This is a genomic window from Paenarthrobacter sp. NPDC057355 (assembly GCF_042667405.1).
Taxonomy (GTDB): domain Bacteria; phylum Actinomycetota; class Actinomycetes; order Actinomycetales; family Micrococcaceae; genus Arthrobacter.
Genome location: NZ_JBHVAL010000001.1, coordinates 377,329 through 398,137 on the forward strand (window position 1 = coordinate 377,329; position 20,809 = coordinate 398,137).

The 20,809-nt window shown below is 63.0% G+C and carries 18 protein-coding genes; 9 read left to right on the forward strand and 9 right to left on the reverse strand.

Annotated elements, in window-relative coordinates:
• Positions 1 to 2: 2 nt before the first annotated feature.
• Together ACFUOZ_RS01760 and ACFUOZ_RS01765 are read right to left on the reverse strand one after the other, a co-directional pair.
• Positions 3 to 644, reverse strand: coding sequence for a nucleoside/nucleotide kinase family protein (locus ACFUOZ_RS01760; protein WP_377544070.1), 642 nt, complete (start codon positions 642 to 644; stop codon positions 3 to 5).
• On the reverse strand, positions 641 to 1,390 hold the full coding sequence (locus ACFUOZ_RS01765) for a dienelactone hydrolase family protein (protein WP_377544072.1): 750 nt from the start codon (positions 1,388 to 1,390) through the stop codon (positions 641 to 643). The genes ACFUOZ_RS01760 and ACFUOZ_RS01765 overlap by 4 nt, the downstream gene beginning before the upstream one ends.
• Before the next feature lie 188 nt (positions 1,391 to 1,578).
• Between ACFUOZ_RS01765 and ppsA the strand changes: the two genes are divergently transcribed.
• The 3 genes from ppsA (at position 1,579) to ACFUOZ_RS01780 (ending at position 5,382) form a co-directional block, all read left to right on the forward strand.
• Positions 1,579 to 3,978, forward strand: coding sequence for a phosphoenolpyruvate synthase (ppsA, locus tag ACFUOZ_RS01770; RefSeq protein ID WP_377544075.1), 2,400 nt, complete (start codon positions 1,579 to 1,581; stop codon positions 3,976 to 3,978).
• Entirely contained in the window at positions 3,979 to 4,821 is an 843-nt protein-coding gene (locus tag ACFUOZ_RS01775) for a pyruvate, water dikinase regulatory protein (protein ID WP_377544078.1), read from the forward strand.
• Positions 4,822 to 4,926: 105 nt separating this feature from the next.
• Positions 4,927 to 5,382 (forward strand): Lrp/AsnC family transcriptional regulator, encoded by a 456-nt coding sequence (locus ACFUOZ_RS01780; protein ID WP_377544081.1) that lies wholly within the window; start codon positions 4,927 to 4,929, stop codon positions 5,380 to 5,382.
• A 31-nt stretch (positions 5,383 to 5,413) separates the two neighbouring features.
• Here the strand turns inward: ACFUOZ_RS01780 and ACFUOZ_RS01785 are convergent, their stop codons facing one another.
• Positions 5,414 to 6,826, reverse strand: a complete 1,413-nt coding sequence (locus ACFUOZ_RS01785) for an aldehyde dehydrogenase family protein (RefSeq protein WP_377544084.1) — start codon at positions 6,824 to 6,826, stop codon at positions 5,414 to 5,416.
• Positions 6,819 to 7,865 carry a homoserine dehydrogenase gene (locus ACFUOZ_RS01790; protein WP_377544087.1) on the reverse strand — a complete coding sequence of 349 codons (1,047 nt, stop codon included), beginning with the start codon at positions 7,863 to 7,865 and terminating at the stop codon, positions 6,819 to 6,821. Before ACFUOZ_RS01790 ends, ACFUOZ_RS01785 begins: the two co-directional genes overlap by 8 nt.
• Positions 7,866 to 8,101: 236 nt before the next feature.
• Here ACFUOZ_RS01790 and ACFUOZ_RS01795 point away from each other — a divergent pair, with 236 nt between their 5' ends.
• Positions 8,102 to 8,527, forward strand: coding sequence for a ChaB family protein (locus ACFUOZ_RS01795; RefSeq protein ID WP_377544090.1), 426 nt, complete (start codon positions 8,102 to 8,104; stop codon positions 8,525 to 8,527).
• A gap of 100 nt (positions 8,528 to 8,627) precedes the next feature.
• Here the strand turns inward: ACFUOZ_RS01795 and ACFUOZ_RS01800 are convergent, their stop codons facing one another.
• A complete protein-coding gene (locus ACFUOZ_RS01800) occupies positions 8,628 to 10,076 on the reverse strand; it encodes an SLC13 family permease (RefSeq protein WP_377544092.1) in 1,449 nt (482 codons plus the stop codon).
• 12 nt (positions 10,077 to 10,088) lie between these two features.
• Positions 10,089 to 11,207, reverse strand: a complete 1,119-nt coding sequence (locus ACFUOZ_RS01805) for a PrpF domain-containing protein (protein ID WP_377544095.1) — start codon at positions 11,205 to 11,207, stop codon at positions 10,089 to 10,091.
• Between the two features lie 233 nt (positions 11,208 to 11,440).
• Here ACFUOZ_RS01805 and ACFUOZ_RS01810 point away from each other — a divergent pair, with 233 nt between their 5' ends.
• Positions 11,441 to 12,379 carry a LysR substrate-binding domain-containing protein gene (locus tag ACFUOZ_RS01810; RefSeq protein ID WP_377544097.1) on the forward strand — a complete coding sequence of 313 codons (939 nt, stop codon included), beginning with the start codon at positions 11,441 to 11,443 and terminating at the stop codon, positions 12,377 to 12,379.
• 35 nt (positions 12,380 to 12,414) lie between these two features.
• Here the strand turns inward: ACFUOZ_RS01810 and ACFUOZ_RS01815 are convergent, their stop codons facing one another.
• A complete protein-coding gene (locus ACFUOZ_RS01815) occupies positions 12,415 to 13,227 on the reverse strand; it encodes a hydrolase (RefSeq protein ID WP_377544099.1) in 813 nt (270 codons plus the stop codon).
• 197 nt (positions 13,228 to 13,424) lie between these two features.
• Between ACFUOZ_RS01815 and ACFUOZ_RS01820 the strand changes: the two genes are divergently transcribed.
• Genes ACFUOZ_RS01820 through ACFUOZ_RS01835 form a run of 4 tightly spaced genes read left to right on the forward strand, consistent with a single transcriptional unit; the run spans position 13,425 to position 18,307 of the window.
• The gene (locus ACFUOZ_RS01820) at positions 13,425 to 14,447 is read left to right on the forward strand and encodes a 3-oxoacyl-ACP synthase III (RefSeq protein WP_377544102.1); all 1,023 of its coding nucleotides are present in this window, start codon (positions 13,425 to 13,427) and stop codon (positions 14,445 to 14,447) included.
• The gene (locus tag ACFUOZ_RS01825) at positions 14,441 to 17,107 is read left to right on the forward strand and encodes an alpha/beta fold hydrolase (RefSeq protein WP_377544105.1); all 2,667 of its coding nucleotides are present in this window, start codon (positions 14,441 to 14,443) and stop codon (positions 17,105 to 17,107) included. The genes ACFUOZ_RS01820 and ACFUOZ_RS01825 overlap by 7 nt, the downstream gene beginning before the upstream one ends.
• Complete coding sequence (locus tag ACFUOZ_RS01830; RefSeq protein WP_377544108.1) at positions 17,104 to 18,099, forward strand: NAD-dependent epimerase/dehydratase family protein; 996 nt, start codon at positions 17,104 to 17,106, stop codon at positions 18,097 to 18,099. The genes ACFUOZ_RS01825 and ACFUOZ_RS01830 overlap by 4 nt, the downstream gene beginning before the upstream one ends.
• 1 nt (position 18,100) lies before the next feature.
• The gene (locus tag ACFUOZ_RS01835; protein WP_377544110.1) at positions 18,101 to 18,307 is read left to right on the forward strand and encodes a DUF2945 domain-containing protein; all 207 of its coding nucleotides are present in this window, start codon (positions 18,101 to 18,103) and stop codon (positions 18,305 to 18,307) included.
• Here ACFUOZ_RS01835 and ACFUOZ_RS01840 read toward each other — a convergent pair.
• Both ACFUOZ_RS01840 and ligD read right to left on the reverse strand, forming a co-directional pair.
• On the reverse strand, positions 18,291 to 19,469 hold the full coding sequence (locus tag ACFUOZ_RS01840) for a cation:proton antiporter (RefSeq protein ID WP_377544952.1): 1,179 nt from the start codon (positions 19,467 to 19,469) through the stop codon (positions 18,291 to 18,293). The two genes, ACFUOZ_RS01835 and ACFUOZ_RS01840, sit on opposite strands and share 17 nt — an antisense overlap.
• 46 nt (positions 19,470 to 19,515) lie before the next feature.
• Entirely contained in the window at positions 19,516 to 20,754 is a 1,239-nt protein-coding gene (ligD, locus tag ACFUOZ_RS01845) for a non-homologous end-joining DNA ligase (RefSeq protein WP_377544113.1), read from the reverse strand.
• Positions 20,755 to 20,809 lie beyond the last annotated feature (55 nt).

Below are 20,809 nucleotides of genomic sequence, written 5' to 3' on the forward strand. Positions count from 1 at the left end.
GTTTACGGATACTTGATGATCAGATCAGCGGAGGCCTTCGTCGACTCGACGTACCGTGCGTTGGCCTCATCAGGTCCCTGTGCCCAGGCCTCGGCCGCAGCAGGATCCATCCCTGAATCCACGTGCCGTTGGATGAGCCGTGACATGCGGGTTTCCGATGGGAGTTCAACGAACCAGGCCTCGTCCAGGTAACTGCGGACCCGACCCCACGGCCCGACGTCTGCAAGCAAGTAGTTGCCTTCCGTGATGACAATCCCGATCGACTTCGGCACCGCAATGGACGCCGCAATCGGCTCCTCAAGTCCCCGACGATATGTCGGCGCGTAGACGACATCTTCCTCATTGAGGCGAAGTCTTGCCAGAAGCGAGAGGTAACCGCCGACGTCGAACGTATCGATGGCGCCTTTTCGTTCCCTGAGTTCCGTACCCTCAATAATGGTGTTTGCCAAGTGGAAGCCGTCCATGGGCACGATGGCGCATTCCTGCCCAAGGTGCCGGCTGAGGCCTTCGGCAATGGTGGACTTGCCAGCACCCGGTGGACCGGCAAGTCCAATGATCAGGCGGGTTCCCGATGTGGCACTGCGGCGCAGGTGCTCCGCAAGTTGCGCAGTGTTGCCAGGGTGCACGGGCTGCAAATGATTCAACCCTTGAGTGTGTCATCGAGCAGGGCCCGCAGTTCTTCGAAGTGCCGCTCCGTGGCTTGGGGATGGTAGGCGGACGTGTCAGCCATTGAGTAGCCATGCGGCGCCCCGGCATAAATTTCGTTGGAGGCCTTGAGCCCGGCATCATCCAAAGCGGCACCAAGCCGCGCGACCGCCTCGGGGGCCATGCCGGGATCATGGTCGGCGTGCCCGAAGACGAACCGGGCACAGGCGTCGGACAGGCCCAGGTGGGGGCTGTCTGCAGCGTCGGTCGCGAGGCCGCCTCCGTGGAAGCCGCCACATGCCGCAACCAGCTGCGGGTGTGAAGTGGCGGTGCGGACGGCCAAACGCGCACCCATGCAGTACCCAGTGGTCCCGATGGGCCCGCGCGCCACACCGTCCGTCCCTGTGATTGTGGTGACCCATGCCTCGATATCGGGCAGTGCCTTGTCCGATGTCAGGCGACCGACCCGTGGAAAAGCATCCTTGCCGGCGGCTTCCCTTCCCGCGGTGGTGGTCATGTCGCCTGCGGGAGCGAGCTCGGCAATGGAACCCTCCCGGTAGAAGACGTTCGGGACCAGCACTACATACCCCCAGTCCGCAATGCGTTGGGCCATCTCTTCAATACGGGGCCGTACACCGAAGGCATCCATGTAGAAGACCACTCCGGGGAACACGCCATCCCCACTGGATGGTCGGACAAGCAAGGCCTCGGCAGTGCCTTCAGCGGCAGCAATTTCGATGAGCATCTGCTTACAGTATCGAATGAAGCTCTGGACGCCGCCCCGTCAAGTCAAGTCCATGTGGGCACCCTTGAATGTCGCTGGACTGTTGCAAGAATCACATTTGTTTGCATCCTGCTCCTCTGGCCCTGATCCTTGCAAGACCTAGTTTTTTTCAGCGCTTGTCAGAGCGTGCCCAATGGAGGACACAATTTATGACTAACGTTCTTTGGTTTTCGGAGCTTGGCCTGTCCGACCTTGACCAGGTCGGAGGCAAAAACGCTTCACTTGGTGAGATGGTGCGAAACCTCGCCTCTGCGGGGGTGAAAGTTCCGGGCGGATTCGCGACGACGGCGGACGCCTACCGCCGGTTCCTGGCGGAGTCGGGCCTTGATACCCGGATTGAAAGCATTTTGGAGGGTCTTGACAGCGGCGATGTGGCCGCCCTGGCCAAGGTTGGCGGCGAGATCCGCTCCCTGATCCGTGATACGCCGTTCCCGGCCGGGTTCGAAGAGGAAATCCGTTCGGCGTACCAGCGTCTCACCGAGGAGCACGGCGGGAATGTGTCCTGGGCGGTTCGTTCCAGTGCTACGGCCGAGGACCTTCCCGATGCTTCCTTTGCCGGACAGCAGGAGACCTTCCTGAACATCCGCGGGATTGAAAATATCCTGCACGCGATCAAGGACGTTTTCGCGTCCCTGTACAACGACCGGGCGATCGCCTACCGCGTGCACCACGGTTTCACGCACTCGGAAGTGGCGCTGTCGGCAGGTGTGCAGCGGATGGTGCGCTCCGACGTCGGCGCCTCTGGCGTGATGTTCACTATGGACACCGAGACCGGCTTTACGGACGCGGTGTTCATCACTTCCTCTTATGGCCTTGGTGAAGCCGTGGTCCAGGGTGCTGTGAACCCCGATGAGTTCTACGTCTACAAGCCTGCCTTGGCTGCTGGACGCCCGGCGGTGCTCAAGCGCGGCTTGGGTGAGAAAGCCGTGCAGATGGTGTACACGGATTCCGACGAGGTTGGCAGGACCGTCGACTTCATCCCCGTGCCGCAGGAGTCGCGGAGCTGTTTCAGCCTCAGTGATGCCGAGGTCGAGCAGCTTGCGCGCCACGCCGTCGCTATCGAGAGCCACTACGGGCGTCCCATGGACATCGAATGGGGCAAGGACGGAGTGGACGGGGAGTTGTACATCCTGCAGGCCCGGCCGGAAACCGTAGAGTCCCGCAAAGCCGCCGGAGTAACCTCCCGCTACACGCTGACCGAGCGTTCGACGGTGCTGGTGGAAGGCCGCGCGATCGGCCAGCGCATCGGAGCCGGCCAGGTCCGGGTTCTGTCCTCGATTGATCAGATGGCCTCGTTCCAGGAGGGCGATGTCCTGGTGGCCAACATGACCGACCCTGACTGGGAACCGATCATGAAGAAGGCCGCCGCGATTGTCACCGACCGAGGCGGACGGACCTGCCACGCGGCGATCATCGCCCGCGAACTGGGCATCCCCGCCGTCGTCGGTACCGGGTACGCGTCCCAGATCCTTAAGGACGGTACGCCTGTCACGGTGTCCTGCGCCGAGGGTGAAGCCGGGCTCGTGTACGAGGGGCTGCTGGAGTACTCGCTGCAGGAAACCAGCCTTGACACCATGCCTGAAGCTCCCGTGAAGATCATGATGAACGTCGGAACCCCTGAGCAGGCCTTCAGCTTCGCCAAGCTCCCCAACCACGGCGTGGGCCTGGCCCGCCTGGAGTTCATCATCAACCGGCAAATTGGTGTCCACCCCAACGCCTTGTTGGCTGTGGCCGGAGAGATGGAACGCCCAGCAAGCCTGGATGACTACACCGTCCGCCAGATCCAGGAGAAAACCGCGGCCTACGACGGCCCGCGCGACTACTACGTCAGGCGTTTGGCCGAGGGTATTTCGACCATCGCCGCGGCGTTCGCCCCTGAACCGGTGATCATCCGGCTCTCGGACTTCAAGTCCAACGAATACGCCAACCTCATCGGCGGCCCGGCCTTCGAACCGGAGGAAGAGAACCCGATGATCGGGTACCGCGGAGCTTCCCGGTACCTCTCAGCGGCCTTCCGACAAGCGTTCGAACTCGAGGGCGAGGCCCTGAAGTACGTCCGCAACGAGATGGGCCTGACCAACATCAAGCTTATGGTCCCCTTCGTGCGTACCCTGGACGAGGCCAGCGGCGTGATCGACCTGCTCGCCGCCAACGGGCTGCGCCGCGGCGAGAACGGCCTGGAGATCGTGATGATGTGCGAACTGCCCGCCAACGCTCTCCTCGCTGATGAGTTCCTGGAGTACTTCGACGGGTTCTCCATCGGGTCAAACGACCTCACCCAGCTCACCCTGGGCCTTGACCGTGACTCCGCCTTGGTCGCTGACGGCTTCGACGAGCGCAACCCGGCGGTGACCAAGCTCCTCGAGCTGGCCATTACCGCCTGCCGGGCAAGGGGTCGCTACGTGGGAATTTGCGGCCAGGGCCCCAGCGACCATCCGGACTTCGCCGAATGGCTGCTGGCACAGGGCATCAGCTCGATTTCGCTGAACCCCGACGCCGTAACCGAGACCTGGTTGCGCCTGGCCCGCACCACCAGCACGCCGGTCTAGATGGCAGATCAGGCAACCGTGGGGGCAGGCGCCGCGCCCGCCCCCACGGTGTTCTTTCTTTCGGACAGCACCGGGATCACCGCAGAAACACTGGGCAACACCCTGTTGACCCAGTTTCCCGGCCAACGGCTCGAGCGCCGCACCATCCCGTTCATCACCACCATCGAGCAAGCACGCGAGGTGGTCGCGGTGATCGATAAGGTGGCGGCCTCGGGTCCCGTGCCGATCATTTTCTCCACTGCTGTGGGACAGGACATCCGCGCCGTGTTGTCCCAAAGCCGCGGGCAATTTTTCGATTTGTTTGGTACGCACATAGGTCAACTCGAGCAGACCCTTGGCTCGGCGGCCAACGGCAAGCCTGGCCAAGCCCACGGGGTGGGGGATGCGGTCCGCTACCAGTCCCGCATGGCCGCCGTCGAATATGCCATTGAACACGACGACGGCCAGTCCCTGCGTGCGCTGGAGCGCGCCGAGCTGATCCTCATCGCGCCCTCCCGCTGCGGCAAGACGCCAACCACCATGTATCTTGCCCTCCAACATGGCATCCTGGCCGCCAACTTCCCACTGGTCGAGGAGGATTTCGAAGTCCTGGCGCTCCCGAAGCCCTTATTGCCCTTCGCAGACAAGTGCTTCGGCCTTACGTCGCAACCGGTCAGGTTGAGCCAGATCCGCCAGGAACGGCGGCCGGGCAGCAGCTACGCATCGCTGAACCAATGCACTTTCGAACTCCGGAATGCCGAGGACATGTACCGGGCCAACAACATCCCGTACGTTAACTCCGCTTCCATGTCCGTGGAAGAGATCTCCGCCACCGTGCTTCAACGGATGCAGTTGCATCACTGAAAACCGGGCCTGTCCCGATGGGATATGTTGTTATCCGCCGTCGTCGCGGCTCTTGCCGTTGCGATGTGGCCGCTACATGTCCAACTTCCTGAGTCAGGAGCACACGTGCCCAATAGCCCACGCGATGGGATCGATGAGCAGATTCTCGCCGAGCTGAGGCGCAATGCCCGCATCAGCCTGGCACAGCTCGGCGGGAAGGTGCTCCTGTCCCGCAATGCCGTGCGGCAGCGGATCGAAAGGATGGAGCGCGACGGGTACATCACGGGGTACACGATCACGGAGACGGCTTCCGACGGCGCCGCCACGGTCAATGCCGTGCTCCTCATTCAGCGGCACGACAGGATGCGTGGGAGTGACGTCATTGCCGGGCTCCGTGCCATCCCCGAGATCGCCACGTGCGATGTTGTCAGTGGGGAGCTTGACCTGATCGTGCGGGTCGAAGCGCCGGACGCCGGGAGGATCCGCGAGATCTGGCGTGAAGTCTCGGAGTTCCCGGGCGTCCGGGACATCACCACCGCGTTGTCGCTTTCGACGGTGATTGACAGGCAGCCGTTGCGCTGAAGGTAGCCCTCGGCGCGCTACGGCCAGGTACTCACGACGTGATGGCTATGACCTTGGGCTGGGTCATTTCCTCGTAGGCGAAACGGACTCCTTCGCGCCCCATGCTGCCGTACTTGGCGCCGCCGAACGGCATGGCGTCATGGCGGTAGTCGGAGGAATCGTTGATGATGACACCCCCGGCGTCGATGGCTTTGGCTGTTGCGAGGGCACGGTTGAGGTCCTTGGTGAACACACCGGCCTGAAGTGCATACTCGCTGTCATTGGCAAGCATGATGGCTTCCTCATCGGCGTCGAAAGGCTCAATCAGCACCACCGGGGCGAACAGTTCTTCAGTCCACGCTTGGCAGCTGCGGGGCACGTTGGTGAGCACCGCAGGTGTAAGGATGGCGCCGTGAAGCGCGCCTCCGGCCAGCAGTCGCGCGCCCGCGGCCACGGCGTCATCGATTTTGCGTTTTGCCTCGGCAGCGGAGGCGGCACTGATCATGGGTCCGACGTCGGTCTGCTCCAGGCGTGGATCACCGCACTTCAAGGCGGCAGTCCGGCTAACGAATGATTCCAGGAAGGTCTCGAAGATCGCCCGCTGCACCAGGATGCGCTGGGCACCGATACAGTTCTGGCCAGCCGCCCAGAAGGAGCCGGAGACACAGGCCTCGACGGCGTCGCGAAGGTTTGCGTCGTCGAAGACGATGACGGGCGCATTGCCGCCCAGTTCCATGGACAGCCTCTTGATCCCCGCATTCGCGGCGATGGCTTGGCCGGTAGCGAATCCGCCGGTGAAGGAAACCATCCGGACAAGCCTGGACGAAATGATGGCCTGCGCAACGGAGCGGTCCCCGAGAACCACCGTGATGAATTCCGCAGGGAGCCCGGCTTCCCGCAACAGGTCAACCAGGAACGTGGCCGCCAAAGGGGACAGCTGGGACGGCTTGAGGATCACGGTGTTGCCCGCGGCGATGGCAGGACCGAGCTTGTGGGCGACGAGGTTCAAGGGATCGTTGTACGGTGTGATGGCCGCTATCAGTCCAAGGGGCTCACGGGTAAACCACCCGTGGCGGTTTTCCGAACCGGCGAATGAATCGAAGGGCACCACTTCGCCGGCGTTCCGGCGGGTTTCGGCGGCCGAAAGTCTCAGCGTATTGACGGCCCGGGAGACCTCCTTGCGGGCCTGCCTGATGGTTTTCCCAGCCTCCGCGACGATCAGTTCAGCGGCAGTCTCCGCCCGTTGCTGAAGCAGGCCGGCAGCATCGTCGAGGATCCGGCCGCGTTCGTGGCGTGGCATGGCCGCTGCGGCGGGAGCCGCGGAAGCGGCGTTGAGGAGTTCCACCTGTACCTCCGCCTCACTGCACTGCGCCAGCGTTGCCAGCTCGCCGCCGTCGTACTTGTTGTACACCACCAGCGGTTCAGAGGTCCTGGTCATTGGTTCCACTGTTGCTGTTTCAGGCACGGACGGCTCCTTTGGCGAATTCGTGGACGGCAATGATGTCTGAAACAAGTGCGTAGGCGGTCTCCACGCGACCCGCGCCGGGACCGGATACTGTAACCGTGCCCAGGAGATCGGTAGTGAACGACACCGCATTGGTTGCCCCGGAGATACCGGCAAGCGGGTGCGCGGCCGGCAAGGCAACGGGCTGGACGACGGCGATGACGCGGCCATCAGCTTCGCGCCGTGCTTCGCCGATCAGCTTCCAGCGGAAACCGTTTGCCATGGCCTCGTTGACGTCGTCGCCGGTAATGTCCTGGATGCCGGTGGTTTCAACGTCATCGGGATGGATCTCCGTGCCCAGCAGTTCGTTCGCGAGGATTGCGACTTTCAGGCGAACGTCCGAGCCACCGATGTCCGCCGTCGGGTCAGCTTCGGCGTAGCCCAGTGCTTGGGCCTCGGCGATGGCTTGGTCAAGGCCCAACCCGGCCTCCATCCGTCCAAGGACATAGTTGCTGGTGCCGTTCAGGATCCCTTGGACCGCGGTCAGCTCCAGCCCGGCGAACACCTTGTGGGCAAGCCGGATAACGGGGGTGCCACTCATGACAGCGCCTTCATACTCGAAGACGACGCCGTTGCTGGAGGCAAGCTTGCCCAGCTCCAGGCCCTGCAGTGCCACTGGGCCTTTGTTCGTCGTCACCACATGCTTGCCGGCTTCCAGGGCCCACTTGACGTGGGATACGGCGGGTTCGCCGTCGATTGGGCTGGTAAAGGTGGCCTCCACCACGATGTCCGCCGGACTGTTTTTGATGACCTCTTCATTGCGGGGGTCGGCACTTCCCCCGGGGAGGTCGTTGAAGGAGTGCCCGCGGGGCATGGCCAGAACGGCGGCCAGATCGATTCCCTCGCGCTGTACGAGGGAGCCAAAAGCGAGGTCGGTAATGGCAACGACCCTAAGCTCGAACCCGAGGGAAGAGAACCGGCCCGGCTCGTCGCGGATCAGTTCTGCCAGGGCTCGATTGACGCCTCCGAAGCCGATCAGGGCCAGGTTGTATGTAATCACTTGTTTCTCCTTGATGGGGGCCATAATGCTGTCCCTCAAGCCTCCGTCCCTGGAGTGTCAGTTCCCTATGGTCAAAACGCCCGCAATGGATGACGGAACGACCGAATGCGCGTGGGTTTCGGCCTTTTCGGACGGACTCCGGCTGGCGATGGCGGTGGAGCCTTGTTCCAAAGTACTCAGCATGCTTAGCTAATTGAAACGGCCCAGCCTGTATGGGCCCGATAGTTGGAGGCGTCATGCCCAAGACCGGGAAGAATGATCACGCCCGCAAGGACGAACTGCCGTCGACATTGCAGCGTTCGGAGCAGAAGGCCCAGGACACGTTCGCCAAGACCTATGATTCGGCGATGGAATCCTACGACAACGATTCCAGCCGCGCGGCACGCACAGCGTTTGCTTCCTTGAAGCACAGTTACGAAAAAGTCGGGGACCACTGGGAACCCAAGGAGGAGCGCGGTCCTTCCGATGCGCGCGCCGAGGAAGGCGTGGACTCAACCTCGCCGGCAGCCGGGGGAGTAAATGCCAACGCTTCCAAGGAACATCTCTACAAGAGGGCCCAGGAGCTCGGGGTCAAAGGCCGTTCGAAAATGAGCAAGGACGAGCTCGTGAAGGCGCTGCAGAAGGCCAATGAAGCTGCCACCCGGCGGGCACGGGAAGACTGAGCAAGGTTCTTCAGCGTTCCCCTCGTCTCCTGCCCTGGACATGACTTGGGCAGGGCCTCCGTGTGGTGACCCTGCCCAAGCTGCGCTGGTACGGCGCCGCTTACATGATTCCGGTGGGGACCAGGAGTGCCCAAGCCAAGGCCGGTGCCACGAGAACTACCCCGCCTGCGTAGGCCATGAGCTGCTTGTAGACCCGCTGGCGGTCCTCGTCGCGGGCATTGGCTACCACCAATGCTCCATCAGTGGAGAAGGGCGATACATCTACTACAGTTGCCGCGATTGCCAGGGCCGCCACCGTGCCTGAGGCGCTGAGTGAACTTGTCGCCAGCAGCGGACCGGCCAGAGGGATGAAGGCAGTGAGGAGGGCAGTGGACGACGCGAAGGCCGAACCCACGCCGATAACGTAACAGAGGACCAGGGCGATCAGCAGCGGCGCGCCCAGTGCAAGTGCCATCTCCGCGAGGGTGTCAATGACGCCAACGTGCTGGAGCAAGGAAACGTACGTGATCATGCCGGCCACCAGCAGGACAGTGGACCAGGAAATACCGCCAATAAAGGTCTTGTGCTCCTTGATGTTGACAAGGGCCAACAGCAGACCGGCCGAGAGGGCCACGAAGCCGATCGGCATGCGGAAGCCGAGGGTGCATACGAGGATCGCCAGGATGAGCGCCAAGGTCAGGAACTGCTGTCTGCTGGGAAGTCCCACACGGGCCGTATCGAGGCTGGCGTACTCGTTGGAGTGCTTGTCGCGAAGCTTGCCCGTAAGGGCGAAGAGCACGATTGTCAGGGCCGACAGGATGAAGTTCAGGGCGAAGCTGGCCAGGAACAATGCTCCTTGGTCAATGGGGAAATCGTTCTTGTGTGCAATGTCGTGGACCAGGACGCCCGCAACGGACAAGGGAGAGAAACCGCCGGCGTGTGCTCCGTTGATGACGAAAGCGCCCATGAGGACGGGATGGATGCGGGATTCGTAGGCAAGGCCCAGCGCGGCGGGTGCCAGCAGCGCAACGGCGGCCGGGCTGAACGTGCCCAGTGCGGTGAGGCCCGCGGCCATAAGGAAAAAGACCCACGGCAGCAGCATGGTCTTGCCCCTGACCATCCTGACGCAACTTTGGACGATGATGTCAATGGAACCATTCCGCTGCGCCATGCTGAAGAAGTAGGTGACGCCAATGATGGTCAGGACGATGCTTGCCGGGAAGTCTTCGAGAATCTGCTTGTCCGTCATGCCGAGGACAAAATAGCCAACGCCGAAGGAAGCCACCAGCCCCATCACGCCGATGTTGAGCGGCCACTTGGTGGCGACGACGAACATCACCACCAGAATGACCAAGGGGATGATCTGCGTGGCGGTCATGGTTGGCTCCGATTCCGGGGTGGCCGCCGGGTTGAAGATGGCACCCCCGAACAGGATGGCGAGCAGACCCAGGATGACGGAAGCGGCAACCGTTACCAGCAGGATAAGGCGGCGCGCGGCGGGTCGCCTCGAACCTTCGTCCCGTATGTCGCTATCTGCCTCGGGTGTTGGTTGGTAAATAGTCTTAGCCATGGTGTTCTCTCCTCATCGAGTGGCTGTTTCCAGTGAGGCTTCGACGGCGTTGCCGAGAGTCTCGGGGAGGTGAATGGTGCTGGTGGCGATGGTCCGGGCTGTCCGATCGACGCCGACAAGAATGGAACCGTGGTGCTCCTCGCTCCAGGTTTCGATGACACCGGCTGGTGTCATCAGTTTCAGCGCTCCACGGGCCGCTTCGCCTGTGATGCGGTTGAGCACGGTGCCCGGCGTCCGCGCGGCAAGCGTCAGGGCGATGCTTCCGGTAATAGCCAAGGCCGGATGCGGCTTGCCCATGGAAAGCATCATGACGTTGACATCGGAGTAGAGGTTCATGCCGCTTGGCGGGCCGACGATGGCCAGCTTCGGCACGGCGCGGGCCGCCTGCCCTGGAGTCTCGGCCATGCCCATCCGGACTGCTCCCTGGCGGCGGATGACGTCCAGGGTGTCCAGGTGTTGTTCCACGCCTTCCTTCCACGAGTCGTAGTCGGCTGTGTCGAGTCCGAGATCTTCGGCCCGGACGATAACTACAGGAGCCCCGGCGTCCACCATCGATACCGTCCAGGACTTTCCGGCGGCCAGGACGGTCTCGCTTGCTGCGCCGGTGGGGAGCAGCTGTCCGGTCGTTTTGCCTGCAGGATCCTTAAAGCCGAGACCTACCTTGAATCCGGGAAAGGCTACGCCTGGCATTTGCGCATCCGGGACGATCGGCAGGGCCCCGGATGGTGTTGCGACCTGCTGGATGATGAGCTGGTCTGTGTTGGTATTACGGGTGACAATCCGCGTGACGTCACCCTGGGGGGTGACCCAGCCCTTTTCGATGGCGTAGAGACCTACTACTGCCGAGCAGTTTCCGCAGTTGCTGCCCCAGTCGACCGTGGCTTCCTCGATGCCTACTTGGGCGAAGGTGAACTCTACGTCGACGGAAGGATCTGACGGGCGTCGCAGGATCATTGCCTTGCTGGTGGTGGATGTCGCACCGCCCACCCCATCGATTTGCCGGGAATCGGGACTACCGAAAAGGCGGGGCAGCAGCTGGTCCAGGTCAATGCTGGTTTCGTTCAAACTTTCGGTCTCGAAGACCCAGCACTTGCTGGTTCCTCCGCGCATCCACTCTGCTTCAATCTTCATCAGTCCTGCACTCCTTCTGCCGTTCCCGGCGGGCTCTTCATTCAGCATGAGCCGGATCACACATGAAGACAATGTGCAATAAATGAAAGAGGGTGTAGCAACGCTTAAATCACAGAGCTGGGCAGGCAAAATGATGCTAGTGCGAATCGTTGAAGGGGCTGCAGGAGTGGGATGAGGCTTGATATCCCGTGCTCCATGTATAGGATTAACCAAACCAGCAGAAGGGTGCAGAAATGCTTAACGATGAATCCCAAAATTTATACGACATCCGTCGGCTGGCACTCCTGGTCGAAGTGGTGGAGCAGGGTTCGATCACCGCAGCGGCTGACACGATGATGTACACACCGTCCGCGGTGTCGCAGCAACTGCGCAAACTCGAACAAGAGGTTGGCCAGCCGCTCCTGAACCGACGCTCCCGCGGAGTAGCCCCCACGGAGGCCGGACAGGTACTGGCCGGCCACGCGCGCAAGATATTGGGACAGATCCGTGCAGCCCAATCCGATGTGGACCAGATCGCGGGCCTCCGGCGGGGTTCGCTGACGATCGGCACCTTTCCTACCCTGGCGGGCTCTTTTCTGCCGGTCGTCATCCGCGCCTTCAAAAAGCGCTACCCGGCCATCGGCTTGTCGGTACGCAGCGCCCGGTTCGATGAGTTGGTCTCGGACCTGGAGTCGGGCGTTACCGGTCTATGTCTGCTGTGGGACTACCCCTGGAACCGCTTCGAGGACGAGTCGATCAGGACCACTGAGGTTTTCCAGGAGAGTACTGTCATCCTGGTGGCCAAGGGTCATCCTCTGGCAGAGCGTGCCGAGGTGTCCATGAGTGAGCTTCGCAAGGAATCGTGGATTGTGCGCGCTGAAGCCCATCCCGTAGTGGAAGTTCTTCAGCGCTCTGCGCATGACGCCGGCTTTGAACCGACCATCGGCTTCCTGGCCAACGACTACCAGGAAGCGCAGGCAATGGTCAGCGTTGGGATGGGGGTTGCCATGGTTCCGAAGACGGCAGTGGCCCTGCAGCACCCCGACGTCAGGGTACTGGGCCTCGGCTCGGCCGCCCCGCTTCGCCGGGTGCTGCTGGCGCAACGCCAGGACAAGGTTTATGCGCCGGCAGAGGTGGCGTTCCACACCACTCTTTTGGAAATCGCGCGTGAACGCGGAGGCGAATACCTCTGACTCCGGACTACGGGACGGCCAAACCGGGGCCCGGGTCAGGTCAGATGGTCGAAGTCGCCGCCCGCCCACGCAGCGTGCCGAGCAGCCGATAAGCGCAGAATCTCCCCGGCGTCAGTACTGATGACGTTATTGAAGTTGCCATAGATCCGGTCGAACGTGAGTTCCCCCAGCTGAGCCGCAATTCGCAAAGCTACCTTACCGGAGAGCGGAAGATGGTTCGGGTAGCTGCGCATGAACGCTATGGAGCGACGGTCCGGATTGGGAAAGACGCTGTCGCCGGTGAGCAGGACACCTCGTCCCTGTGCTCCCGCTGCCCAGTGGGCCACGGCGCTGCCCGGGAAATGGCCCCCGGTCTGGTGCAGGACCAATCCTTCGGCAAGCTGCAAGCTCCCCGACCAGAAGGTAATCATCGGATCCTCACGCCCAAGCCAGTCGCGATCGGCCCTGGCCACCAACACTGGGACGCCCCCAAGCCGGCGCGACCACTCCACTTGCACGCCGAACATGTGTGGATGGCTGGATGCGATCGCCAGCACCGGTCCATGTTCCAGCACGGAGCGCACAACGTTGTCATCGACGTAGCCGATCGGATCCCAGAGCAGTGAACCATCAGGCGTCAGCACCAGCTGGGTTGTCTGGCCGATCCCTACCTTCGGGGAAGTGCTGATGCCAATGAGCCCTGGCTCGTTCTCGTGCAACGACGTCTGTTGGCCTGTCCGCTGCAGTTCATCCAGGGAGAGCCACTGTTGTCCACCCAAGGGAACGTATTGTCGTTCATCAGTACAGATGGGGCAGGAATCGGGCAAGGGTTCTTCGCGTTCGACGGCGCAGGCTGCACAGATCAGCATTCGTTCCTCCCAGGCATTTGCCCAGACTATGGCAAAAGAAATTCTCCCGGAAGCGAAATCGGGGCGTTGCTTCCCGGGGCAGCCCGCGGCCAAATATGCATGACGGGGATTTCCCCTGCATAGTTAATGTCTTGGGCTTGCATTGATGGGTACAGTCACCGCAAGAATGCAGCACGGAAATGAACAGGGGCTCGACTTTGGCAGGGAATGCAACCTTCCGGCACAGCAACACCGCACTGCTCTCGGTGAGCAGCGTCGAAGCTCCGAGAATTGTGAGTTCGACGGACTTTGACCGCAGGCTGGCATCTACACTGAAGCGCCTGAAGTTTCCACCCCGTTTGCTGGAACGCGTGGCCGGCATCACCCACCGCAGGTGGTGGGCTGCGGGGACATCCTTCGACGACGCTGCAGTGGACGCCGGTGCCAAGGCAATGGCGGAGGCGGGCGTCGAAGCTTCCGAAATCGGCCTGTTGATCAACACATCGGTTACCAGGCGAAACCTGGAACCATCCGTGGCGGTCAAAATCCACCATGAACTTGGCTTGCCGTCGTCCGCACTGAATTTCGACTTGGCCAACGCCTGCCTCGGGTTCGTCAACGGCATGATCTTGGCGGCCAACATGATTGATTCCGGCCAAATCAAGTACGCGGTGATTGTGAATGGCGAGGATGCCCAAAGCACCCAGGAAGCAACCTTGGAACGACTGCAGCGGCCCGAAACCACCCGCGATGATTTTAACCGGGAATTTGCCACTCTTACGTTGGGATCGGGGGCTGCGGCGGCGGTCCTCGGGCCCGCGAACGAGCACCCAGGCGGGCATCGGCTCCTCGGCGGAGTGATGCGGGCAGGCACAGAGCACCACGAATTGTGCGTAGGCGGTATCGATGGGATGACCACCGACACCAAGGGCCTCCTGGATGGCGGCCTCCAGCTGGTGGTGGACGCCTGGCATGAGGCCCAGCCGGAGTGGGACTGGGCCACGATGGACCGCTATGTCACCCACCAAGTCAGCAACGCCTACACCCAGGCCATCATCAATGCCATCGACCTGGACCCTGACAAGGTTCCCATTACTTTCCCGCACTGGGGCAACGTTGGCCCGGCCTCCCTGCCCATGACCCTCGCTGCCGAGGCCCAATCGTTGACCTCTGGAGACCGTGTCCTGTGCATGGGTGTCGGTTCGGGCTTGAACGCGGGAATGGTGGAGATCGTTTGGTAGCCACCAGCTGGCCTGGCGTCGACCCTGAGTGGTCGCGGATAGTTCATACCAGTTCGACGTCGGCAGTTGACGTGCCTGGCACAACGCACCGCTGGCACATCCTGGACAACGGCCCCCAGCTCGCCCGGCGCGGCCTGACTCCCGCCGGCACTCTGCTGTGCGTCCATGGGAATCCAACCTGGTCCTATCTTTGGCGGACACTGCTGGCCGCGGGCTCCGATGCCGCCCGTCCATGGCGCGTCATCGCGGTGGACCAATTGGACATGGGCTTTTCGGAGCGAACCGGCACCTTCCGTCGCCTGCAAGACCGGGTGAACGACCTGGGTGATCTCACTGACGTGCTGGGCCTGGACGGTCCCGTCATCACGGTTGGCCATGACTGGGGTGGAGTCATCAGCCTCGGCTGGGCACTGGCCCATCGAGACAAACTTGCAGGCGTGGTCCTGACCAACACGGCTGTCCACCAGCCCTCAGGTTCGAGTATTCCGGCGGCCCTGCAGCTGGCCTTGCATCCCGCTGTGCACCGGTGGGGGACAACGACCACGGACGCCTTCCTCAAGGTGACCCACTCCTTGGCCCACCCACCGTTGCGGGCGGATGTCCGGATGGCCTACATGGCCCCCTATCTGGACGCGTTCCACCGCTCAGGTGTGGGGAACTTCGTGGCCGATATCCCATCGGATGAATCGCACCCCAGCTTTTCGGCGTTGCACGACATCGCGGAGGGTCTGCGCGAGCTCAAGGTGCCGGCTCTGATGCTGTGGGGTCCCAAAGACCCCATCTTCTCCGACAGGTACCTCAAGGATCTGGTGGAACGGCTTCCGCATGCGGACGTACATCGCTTCGAAGGTGCAGGTCACTTGGTGGCCGAGGACAGGGATATCGCAACGCCTCTCTTCCAGTGGCTCGCCGGCCGCCACGAACGCGCAGGCGGCCCTGAACATGACAGCCTTTCTTCCGGGAAACCGCGGGAGGAGGGGTTCCGGCCATTCTGGGATTCCGTTGAGGTGCTGGCAAGCGGAACCGCCAGTCCGGAAACGGCTGTCGCGGAAATGGGGCGCGACGGCAAAATCAGCCGATCACTGAGCTGGCACCAGTTGCACCGGAACATCCTGGAACTCCAGGAAGGACTTCGCAGGTCGGGAGTGGGCAGCGGCACCCGGGTAAGTCTGATGGTTCCACCCGGTGTCGACCTCACTGTGACGCTCTATGCCTGCCTGCGCTTGGGCGCCGTGGTGGTGGTGGCCGACGCCGGGCTGGGAGCCAGGGGTCTGAGCCGGGCGGTCAAGGGCGCAACCCCTGATGTCGTCATCGGCATTGAAAAAGCCCTGGCGGCGGCGTCGCTGCTGGGTTGGCCCGGGCGTCGGTTCAGCGTGCGCGACCTTCCGGCCGGCCGCCGTCGTATGCTTCGCGTGGAAACCTCGCTGGACGCCCTGGCGAGGCAAGGCGCAACAAGTGCGGACCGATCACAACCGGACGCCGCCGATGCTGACGCGCCAGCGGCAGTCCTGTTCACGTCCGGCTCCACCGGCCCCGCCAAAGGGGTTCTCTATACGCATCGCCAACTGACGGCGATGCGGGACACGGTGGGTGGAACCTTCAACATCGGGGCCGGCTCCAGGCTGGTGGCAGGATTCGCCCCGTTCGCCTTGCTGGGGCCTGCACTCGGCGCAGTTTCCGTGACCCCGGATATGGACGTTACAGCGCCAGGCACTCTGACTGCTGAGGCCTTGGCGGACGCTGCGGCGGCCATCGACGCGACCGTGGTTTTCGCCGCTCCAGCTGCGCTGCGCAATGTCGTGGCCACCGGAGACGCCCTGACTGGACGCGCTCACGAGGCCCTGGGCAAGGTCGGCTTGCTGTTGTCCGCCGGTGCGCCGGTGCCCGAACCATTGTTGGTTCGCGTCCAGAAGCTGTTGCCGCACGCATCGTTGCGAACCCCTTACGGAATGACCGAAGCACTTCCTGTGACCGACATCAGCCTCGAACAGATCCAGGCGGCGGCAGCCGACGCGGCAACCGGCAACTGCCTCGGGGCAGGAAATGGTGTGTGCGTGGGGACAGCTGTGCAGGGTGCAAGCTTGGCGGTCATACCCTTGGACGCTGACGGGAAGGCTTCCGGTTCGAGCCCAGTAACCGAGGCCGCCGTCACGGGCGAAATCCTTGTTAGCGCACCGCATGTCAAGGAGGCCTACGACAGGCTGTGGATCACCCAGCAGGACAGCGTCAATCCGCCCGGGTGGCACCGCACCGGCGATGTTGGACATTTCGACGCCGAAGGCCGGCTGTGGGTGGAAGGCCGCCTTGTCCACGTCATCACCGCGCCGGACGCGGTGGTGACGCCAGTAGGGGCCGAACAAGCCATTGAGCAACTGAAAAGCGTCCGTCTTGCCGCAGTTGTTGGTGTGGGACCGGGCGGCACCCAAGCCGTTGCCGCCGTCGTCGAAACCGTTCCGCCGGCCCGCAAAGCCGGTCCGGCGGCGCCGCAGCTTGCCGCCAGCATCCGGCGGGCAGCGTTGGGCGCCGGCGTCCAGGTCTCGGCAGTGCTCGAGGTGCCGGCCCAGCCCACGGATATCCGGCACAACGCCAAGATCGACCGGACCCGCCTGGCCCGGTGGGCCAACCGCGTACTGGCCGGTGGCCGCCCGGGTAAGCCATGAGGGTTCTCGTTACGGGAGCCAGCGGGCTACTGGGCAGTGAGGTGGCCCGGGTTCTGGTGTCCCAGGGCCACGAGGTCACCACCTTTCAGCGGAGGCCCTCCGGAGTCGATGGGGCTACGGACATTTGTGGCTCGGTGACCGACGACGCCGATGTCCGGCGGGCGGTGGACGGGGCGGAAGGACTCATCCATCTGGCAGCAAAGGTTTCCTTCGCGGGACGTGCTGCGGACTTCCACAGCGTCAATGTCGAAGGAACCCGCCGTCTGCTCGAAGCGGCCCGGGCCGCCGGCGTGCGTGACACAGTGTTTGTTTCCTCTCCGTCCGTCGCGAACTCCGGCCAGGCCATTGCCGGCCTCGGCGCAGAACCGGCAGACCCGGTGCAGGCACATGGCCACTACTCCCGCACGAAGGCAGAAGCGGAACTGTTGGCCCTTGCCTCGGACGCCCCAAAATTCAGGGTTGCGGCCGTACGGCCACACATCGTGTGGGGCCCCGGTGATACCCAGTTGGTCGAGAGGGTCCTGGCGCGGGCCGCACGACACCGCCTGCCACTTCTCGATGCCGGGGCAGCGCTGATCGACACTACGTATGTGGACAATGCTGCGTCGGCGATAGTTGCAGCCCTGCACCGGATGGACCACGTTCGAGGCAAAGCGGTGGTGGTGACCAATGGCGAGCCGCGTCCCATCGGCGAGCTCCTGGCTGACATTTGTGCTGCCGGAGGAGTCCAAGCGCCGTCGTGGACAGTGCCGGGCGTTGTGGTGAGGGCGGCCGGCACCGTGGTTGAAAAAGCCTGGACGTGGGCACGGCGCAGCGAAGAACCCCCGATGACAAGGTTCCTCGCCGAACAGCTCTCCACCGCGCACTGGTTCGACCAACGCCAGACGCGGCGGCTCCTCGATTGGTCGCCGGTGGTCACCCTTGATGAGGGCCTGGCCCGGCTGGCAGAGTACTACGCAGGCAGAAGAACGGACCTCACACAGAAGGGCTGACATGACGCTGAAATCCGGAACCCACGTTGAGTGGAACACCCCGCAGGGCAAAACGCACGGCAAGGTCGTCGAAAAGAAAACCAGCGACTTCGAGTTGGACGGCAACACGCACCGGGCCAGCGAGGACGAGCCGCAGTACGTGGTGGAATCAGACAAAACGGGAGCCCGTGCCGCCCACAAGGAGTCTGCGCTCACCGAGAAGAAGTAGCCCCCTGCAGCTGGCGAAGAGCGAACAAGGGGAACAGCAGGACGGAGAGCATGCCTGCGCCCACGAGGGCGGAGGCTATGCCGCTGGAGATCAGGTCATGGTCACGGCCGATCCCGGTGACGGCCACAATCACCGGCAATCCGGTTGCCCCGAAAAGCACGATGGCTCGCTTTCCGCGGGCTGAGGAGCCTGCCGGAGCTGCAAGCAGTGACGGCAGCCCACGCACAACCAGGAGCAGGACCAGGAACAAGGGGACCATGGCCAGGGCCAGGGGACTGGATGTCAAAGCGCCGAGCTCGAAGTCTATCCCGGTGTCGATGAAGAAGACCGGAACGAGGAAGCCGAAAGCGATGGCGTCGATTTTCCTGTCGATGACGATCCTGTCGGCCTCAGGTGCCCGTGCGATCGCCACTTTCCACAAGACACCGGCCGCGAAGGCACCCAGCAGCATGTCCAGTCCCAGCAGCGTGCTCAGGACGACAAGGGAGCTAAGGATCAGCATGATGGATCGGACCGCGAATTGCCCGCTGGTATGCAGCGTCCGGGTCACCTGCGAATGAAACAGGATGTGCCGGGAGCGTGATGCCAGCAAAATCGCCACCACCGTCAACAAAACGAAGCCCAGAAGTACCCCCGAGGCTGCCCCTAGTTGCTTTCCGCTGAAAAACAGTGAGATGGCAATGAGCGGGCCGAACTCGCCCACCGCCCCCAAAGCGGCAACCCCAATGCCGATCGGGGTCTTCGCCTGGCCTGCGTCCCGCAGGATGGGCAACAGTGTTCCCAGGGCAGTGGAAGAGAGCGCGACGCCAATGATCACGGCCGCTTCCACTGCGGAGACCAACGCGAATCCGGCCGCCACGCCGGCAGCCAGGGAGATGATCCAGCCAACAGAGGCCCGGATGATGGGCCGGCCGCGGATGGCCCCGAAATCAATCTCGTTGCCCGCCACGAAGAACAGCATGGCGAGCCCGAAATCCGCCAAGGTATCGGTGAACTGTGTCGACTGGACCCAGCCGAGGACGCTGGGACCGAGCAGCATCCCAAGTACGATCTCGAACACTACTATGGGGATCTTTGCTACCCGCTCCACAAAGCGGGCAGCCAGGGGAGCCGCAACGGCCATGGCGGCGATGAGGACCAGCGATACAGACAAGCTTTGCATCACGGACGCCTCCAACAACCGGGCTGCTGCCGGGGAGGGCCGTCCGTCAGGGACGCCCGGGCCATTCCCTGCCCGCCCAGGGATCGTAGTCCGAAATCAGTGCCTCCTGTGACGGCCGCTCCTGCTCAGGGACATGCTGGAGGTTGACCCTCACCCGATACCAAAGGGAACTCGATCCCCGCATCCCATCGATCAGGATGTCTGCAGGATGCAGTTCCGAAAAGACGTCCGGGTATTGTTTCTTCCACTCCTCCAACGCAGCGAGTGCCTCGGGTTTGGTCTTGGTACGCGCCACCTCTACGAGCGGCATGATCGATGTCCGGCGCCCCGAGCCATCTCCCGAACGTGGTGCCTTTTCTGCAGGGCCGAGTTCGGCAGCCAAAGCGAGCAGCCCGTCAAGCGAGCCGGCGTCGTTGTCGATACCGGCATGCGGGTCACCGTTTGCAGCGAACCGCTCAGGCACCGTAAGCACCGTGAACTGCTCGGGCCGGGCGGAACGTACTTCCTCCCAGGAAAGGGGCATGGAGACCCGGGCATCGGGCCGCGACCGGACGGAGTAGGCGGACGCTACGGTCCTGTCCTTCGCGTTCTGGTTGAAGTCGACAAAGACACTCTCACCCCGTTCTTCCTTCCACCATCGGGCTGTGGCAAGGCCGGGGGCACGGTTTTCCACTTCGCGGGCCAGGGTCTCCGCGGCCAAACGCACGTCGCGGTAGGACCAACTCGGAGCTATGCGCACCAGGATGTGGAGTCCCCGGGAGCCGCTGGTCTTGGGCCATCCAACAAGCCCGACGTCTCCCAGCACTTCGCGCGCCACATAGGCGGTGTCCACGATCTGGGACCAGTCGACGCCGGGCAAGGGGTCAAGGTCCACCCGCAGTTCGTCGGGATGGTCGAGGTCTTCGGCCCTGACCGGGTGTGGGTTGAGGTCGAGACAGCCCAGATTCACAACCCACGCCAGGCCGGCGGCATCCCGGATGACCGTCTCCTCGGCAGAGGTACCGGATGAATAGTGAAGCGTTGCCGTGTCGATGAAGGGTGGATGATTCTCCGGCACCCGCTTCTGAAAGAAAGGTTCGGCGTCGATGCCCTTTGGGAAGCGCTTGAGCACCATCGGCCTGCCGCCCGCCCCACGGAGGGCGCCGTCGGCCACCGAGAGGTAGTAGTTGACCAGATCGAGCTTGCTCACGCCCGGTTCCGGAAAAACAATTTTGTCCGGGTTGGAGATGCGGACTTCGGCGCCGCCTATGTCGAGTACTTCCGCCGGTGTCTTGGAGGGGCTCATGCGGTCACGCTAGCAATGAACATCGGATCCAACCAGAGGTTGGCCGACTATATTG

Excerpts from the sequence above, each read along its gene's own strand:
- ACFUOZ_RS01765 (WP_377544072.1), bottom strand. The coding sequence starts at position 1,390 with ATGCTCATCGAAATTGCTGCCGCTGAAGGCACTGCCGAGGCCTTGCTT.
- ppsA (WP_377544075.1), top strand. The coding sequence starts at position 1,579 with ATGACTAACGTTCTTTGGTTTTCGGAGCTTGGCCTGTCCGACCTTGAC.
- ACFUOZ_RS01775 (WP_377544078.1), top strand. The coding sequence starts at position 3,979 with ATGGCAGATCAGGCAACCGTGGGGGCAGGCGCCGCGCCCGCCCCCACG.
- ACFUOZ_RS01795 (WP_377544090.1), top strand. The coding sequence starts at position 8,102 with ATGCCCAAGACCGGGAAGAATGATCACGCCCGCAAGGACGAACTGCCG.
- ACFUOZ_RS01800 (WP_377544092.1), bottom strand. The coding sequence starts at position 10,076 with ATGGCTAAGACTATTTACCAACCAACACCCGAGGCAGATAGCGACATA.
- ACFUOZ_RS01805 (WP_377544095.1), bottom strand. The coding sequence starts at position 11,207 with ATGAAGATTGAAGCAGAGTGGATGCGCGGAGGAACCAGCAAGTGCTGG.
- ACFUOZ_RS01810 (WP_377544097.1), top strand. The coding sequence starts at position 11,441 with ATGCTTAACGATGAATCCCAAAATTTATACGACATCCGTCGGCTGGCA.
- ACFUOZ_RS01815 (WP_377544099.1), bottom strand. The coding sequence starts at position 13,227 with ATGCTGATCTGTGCAGCCTGCGCCGTCGAACGCGAAGAACCCTTGCCC.
- ACFUOZ_RS01830 (WP_377544108.1), top strand. The coding sequence starts at position 17,104 with ATGAGGGTTCTCGTTACGGGAGCCAGCGGGCTACTGGGCAGTGAGGTG.
- ACFUOZ_RS01835 (WP_377544110.1), top strand. The coding sequence starts at position 18,101 with ATGACGCTGAAATCCGGAACCCACGTTGAGTGGAACACCCCGCAGGGC.
- ACFUOZ_RS01840 (WP_377544952.1), bottom strand. The coding sequence starts at position 19,469 with ATGCAAAGCTTGTCTGTATCGCTGGTCCTCATCGCCGCCATGGCCGTT.
- ligD (WP_377544113.1), bottom strand. The coding sequence starts at position 20,754 with ATGAGCCCCTCCAAGACACCGGCGGAAGTACTCGACATAGGCGGCGCC.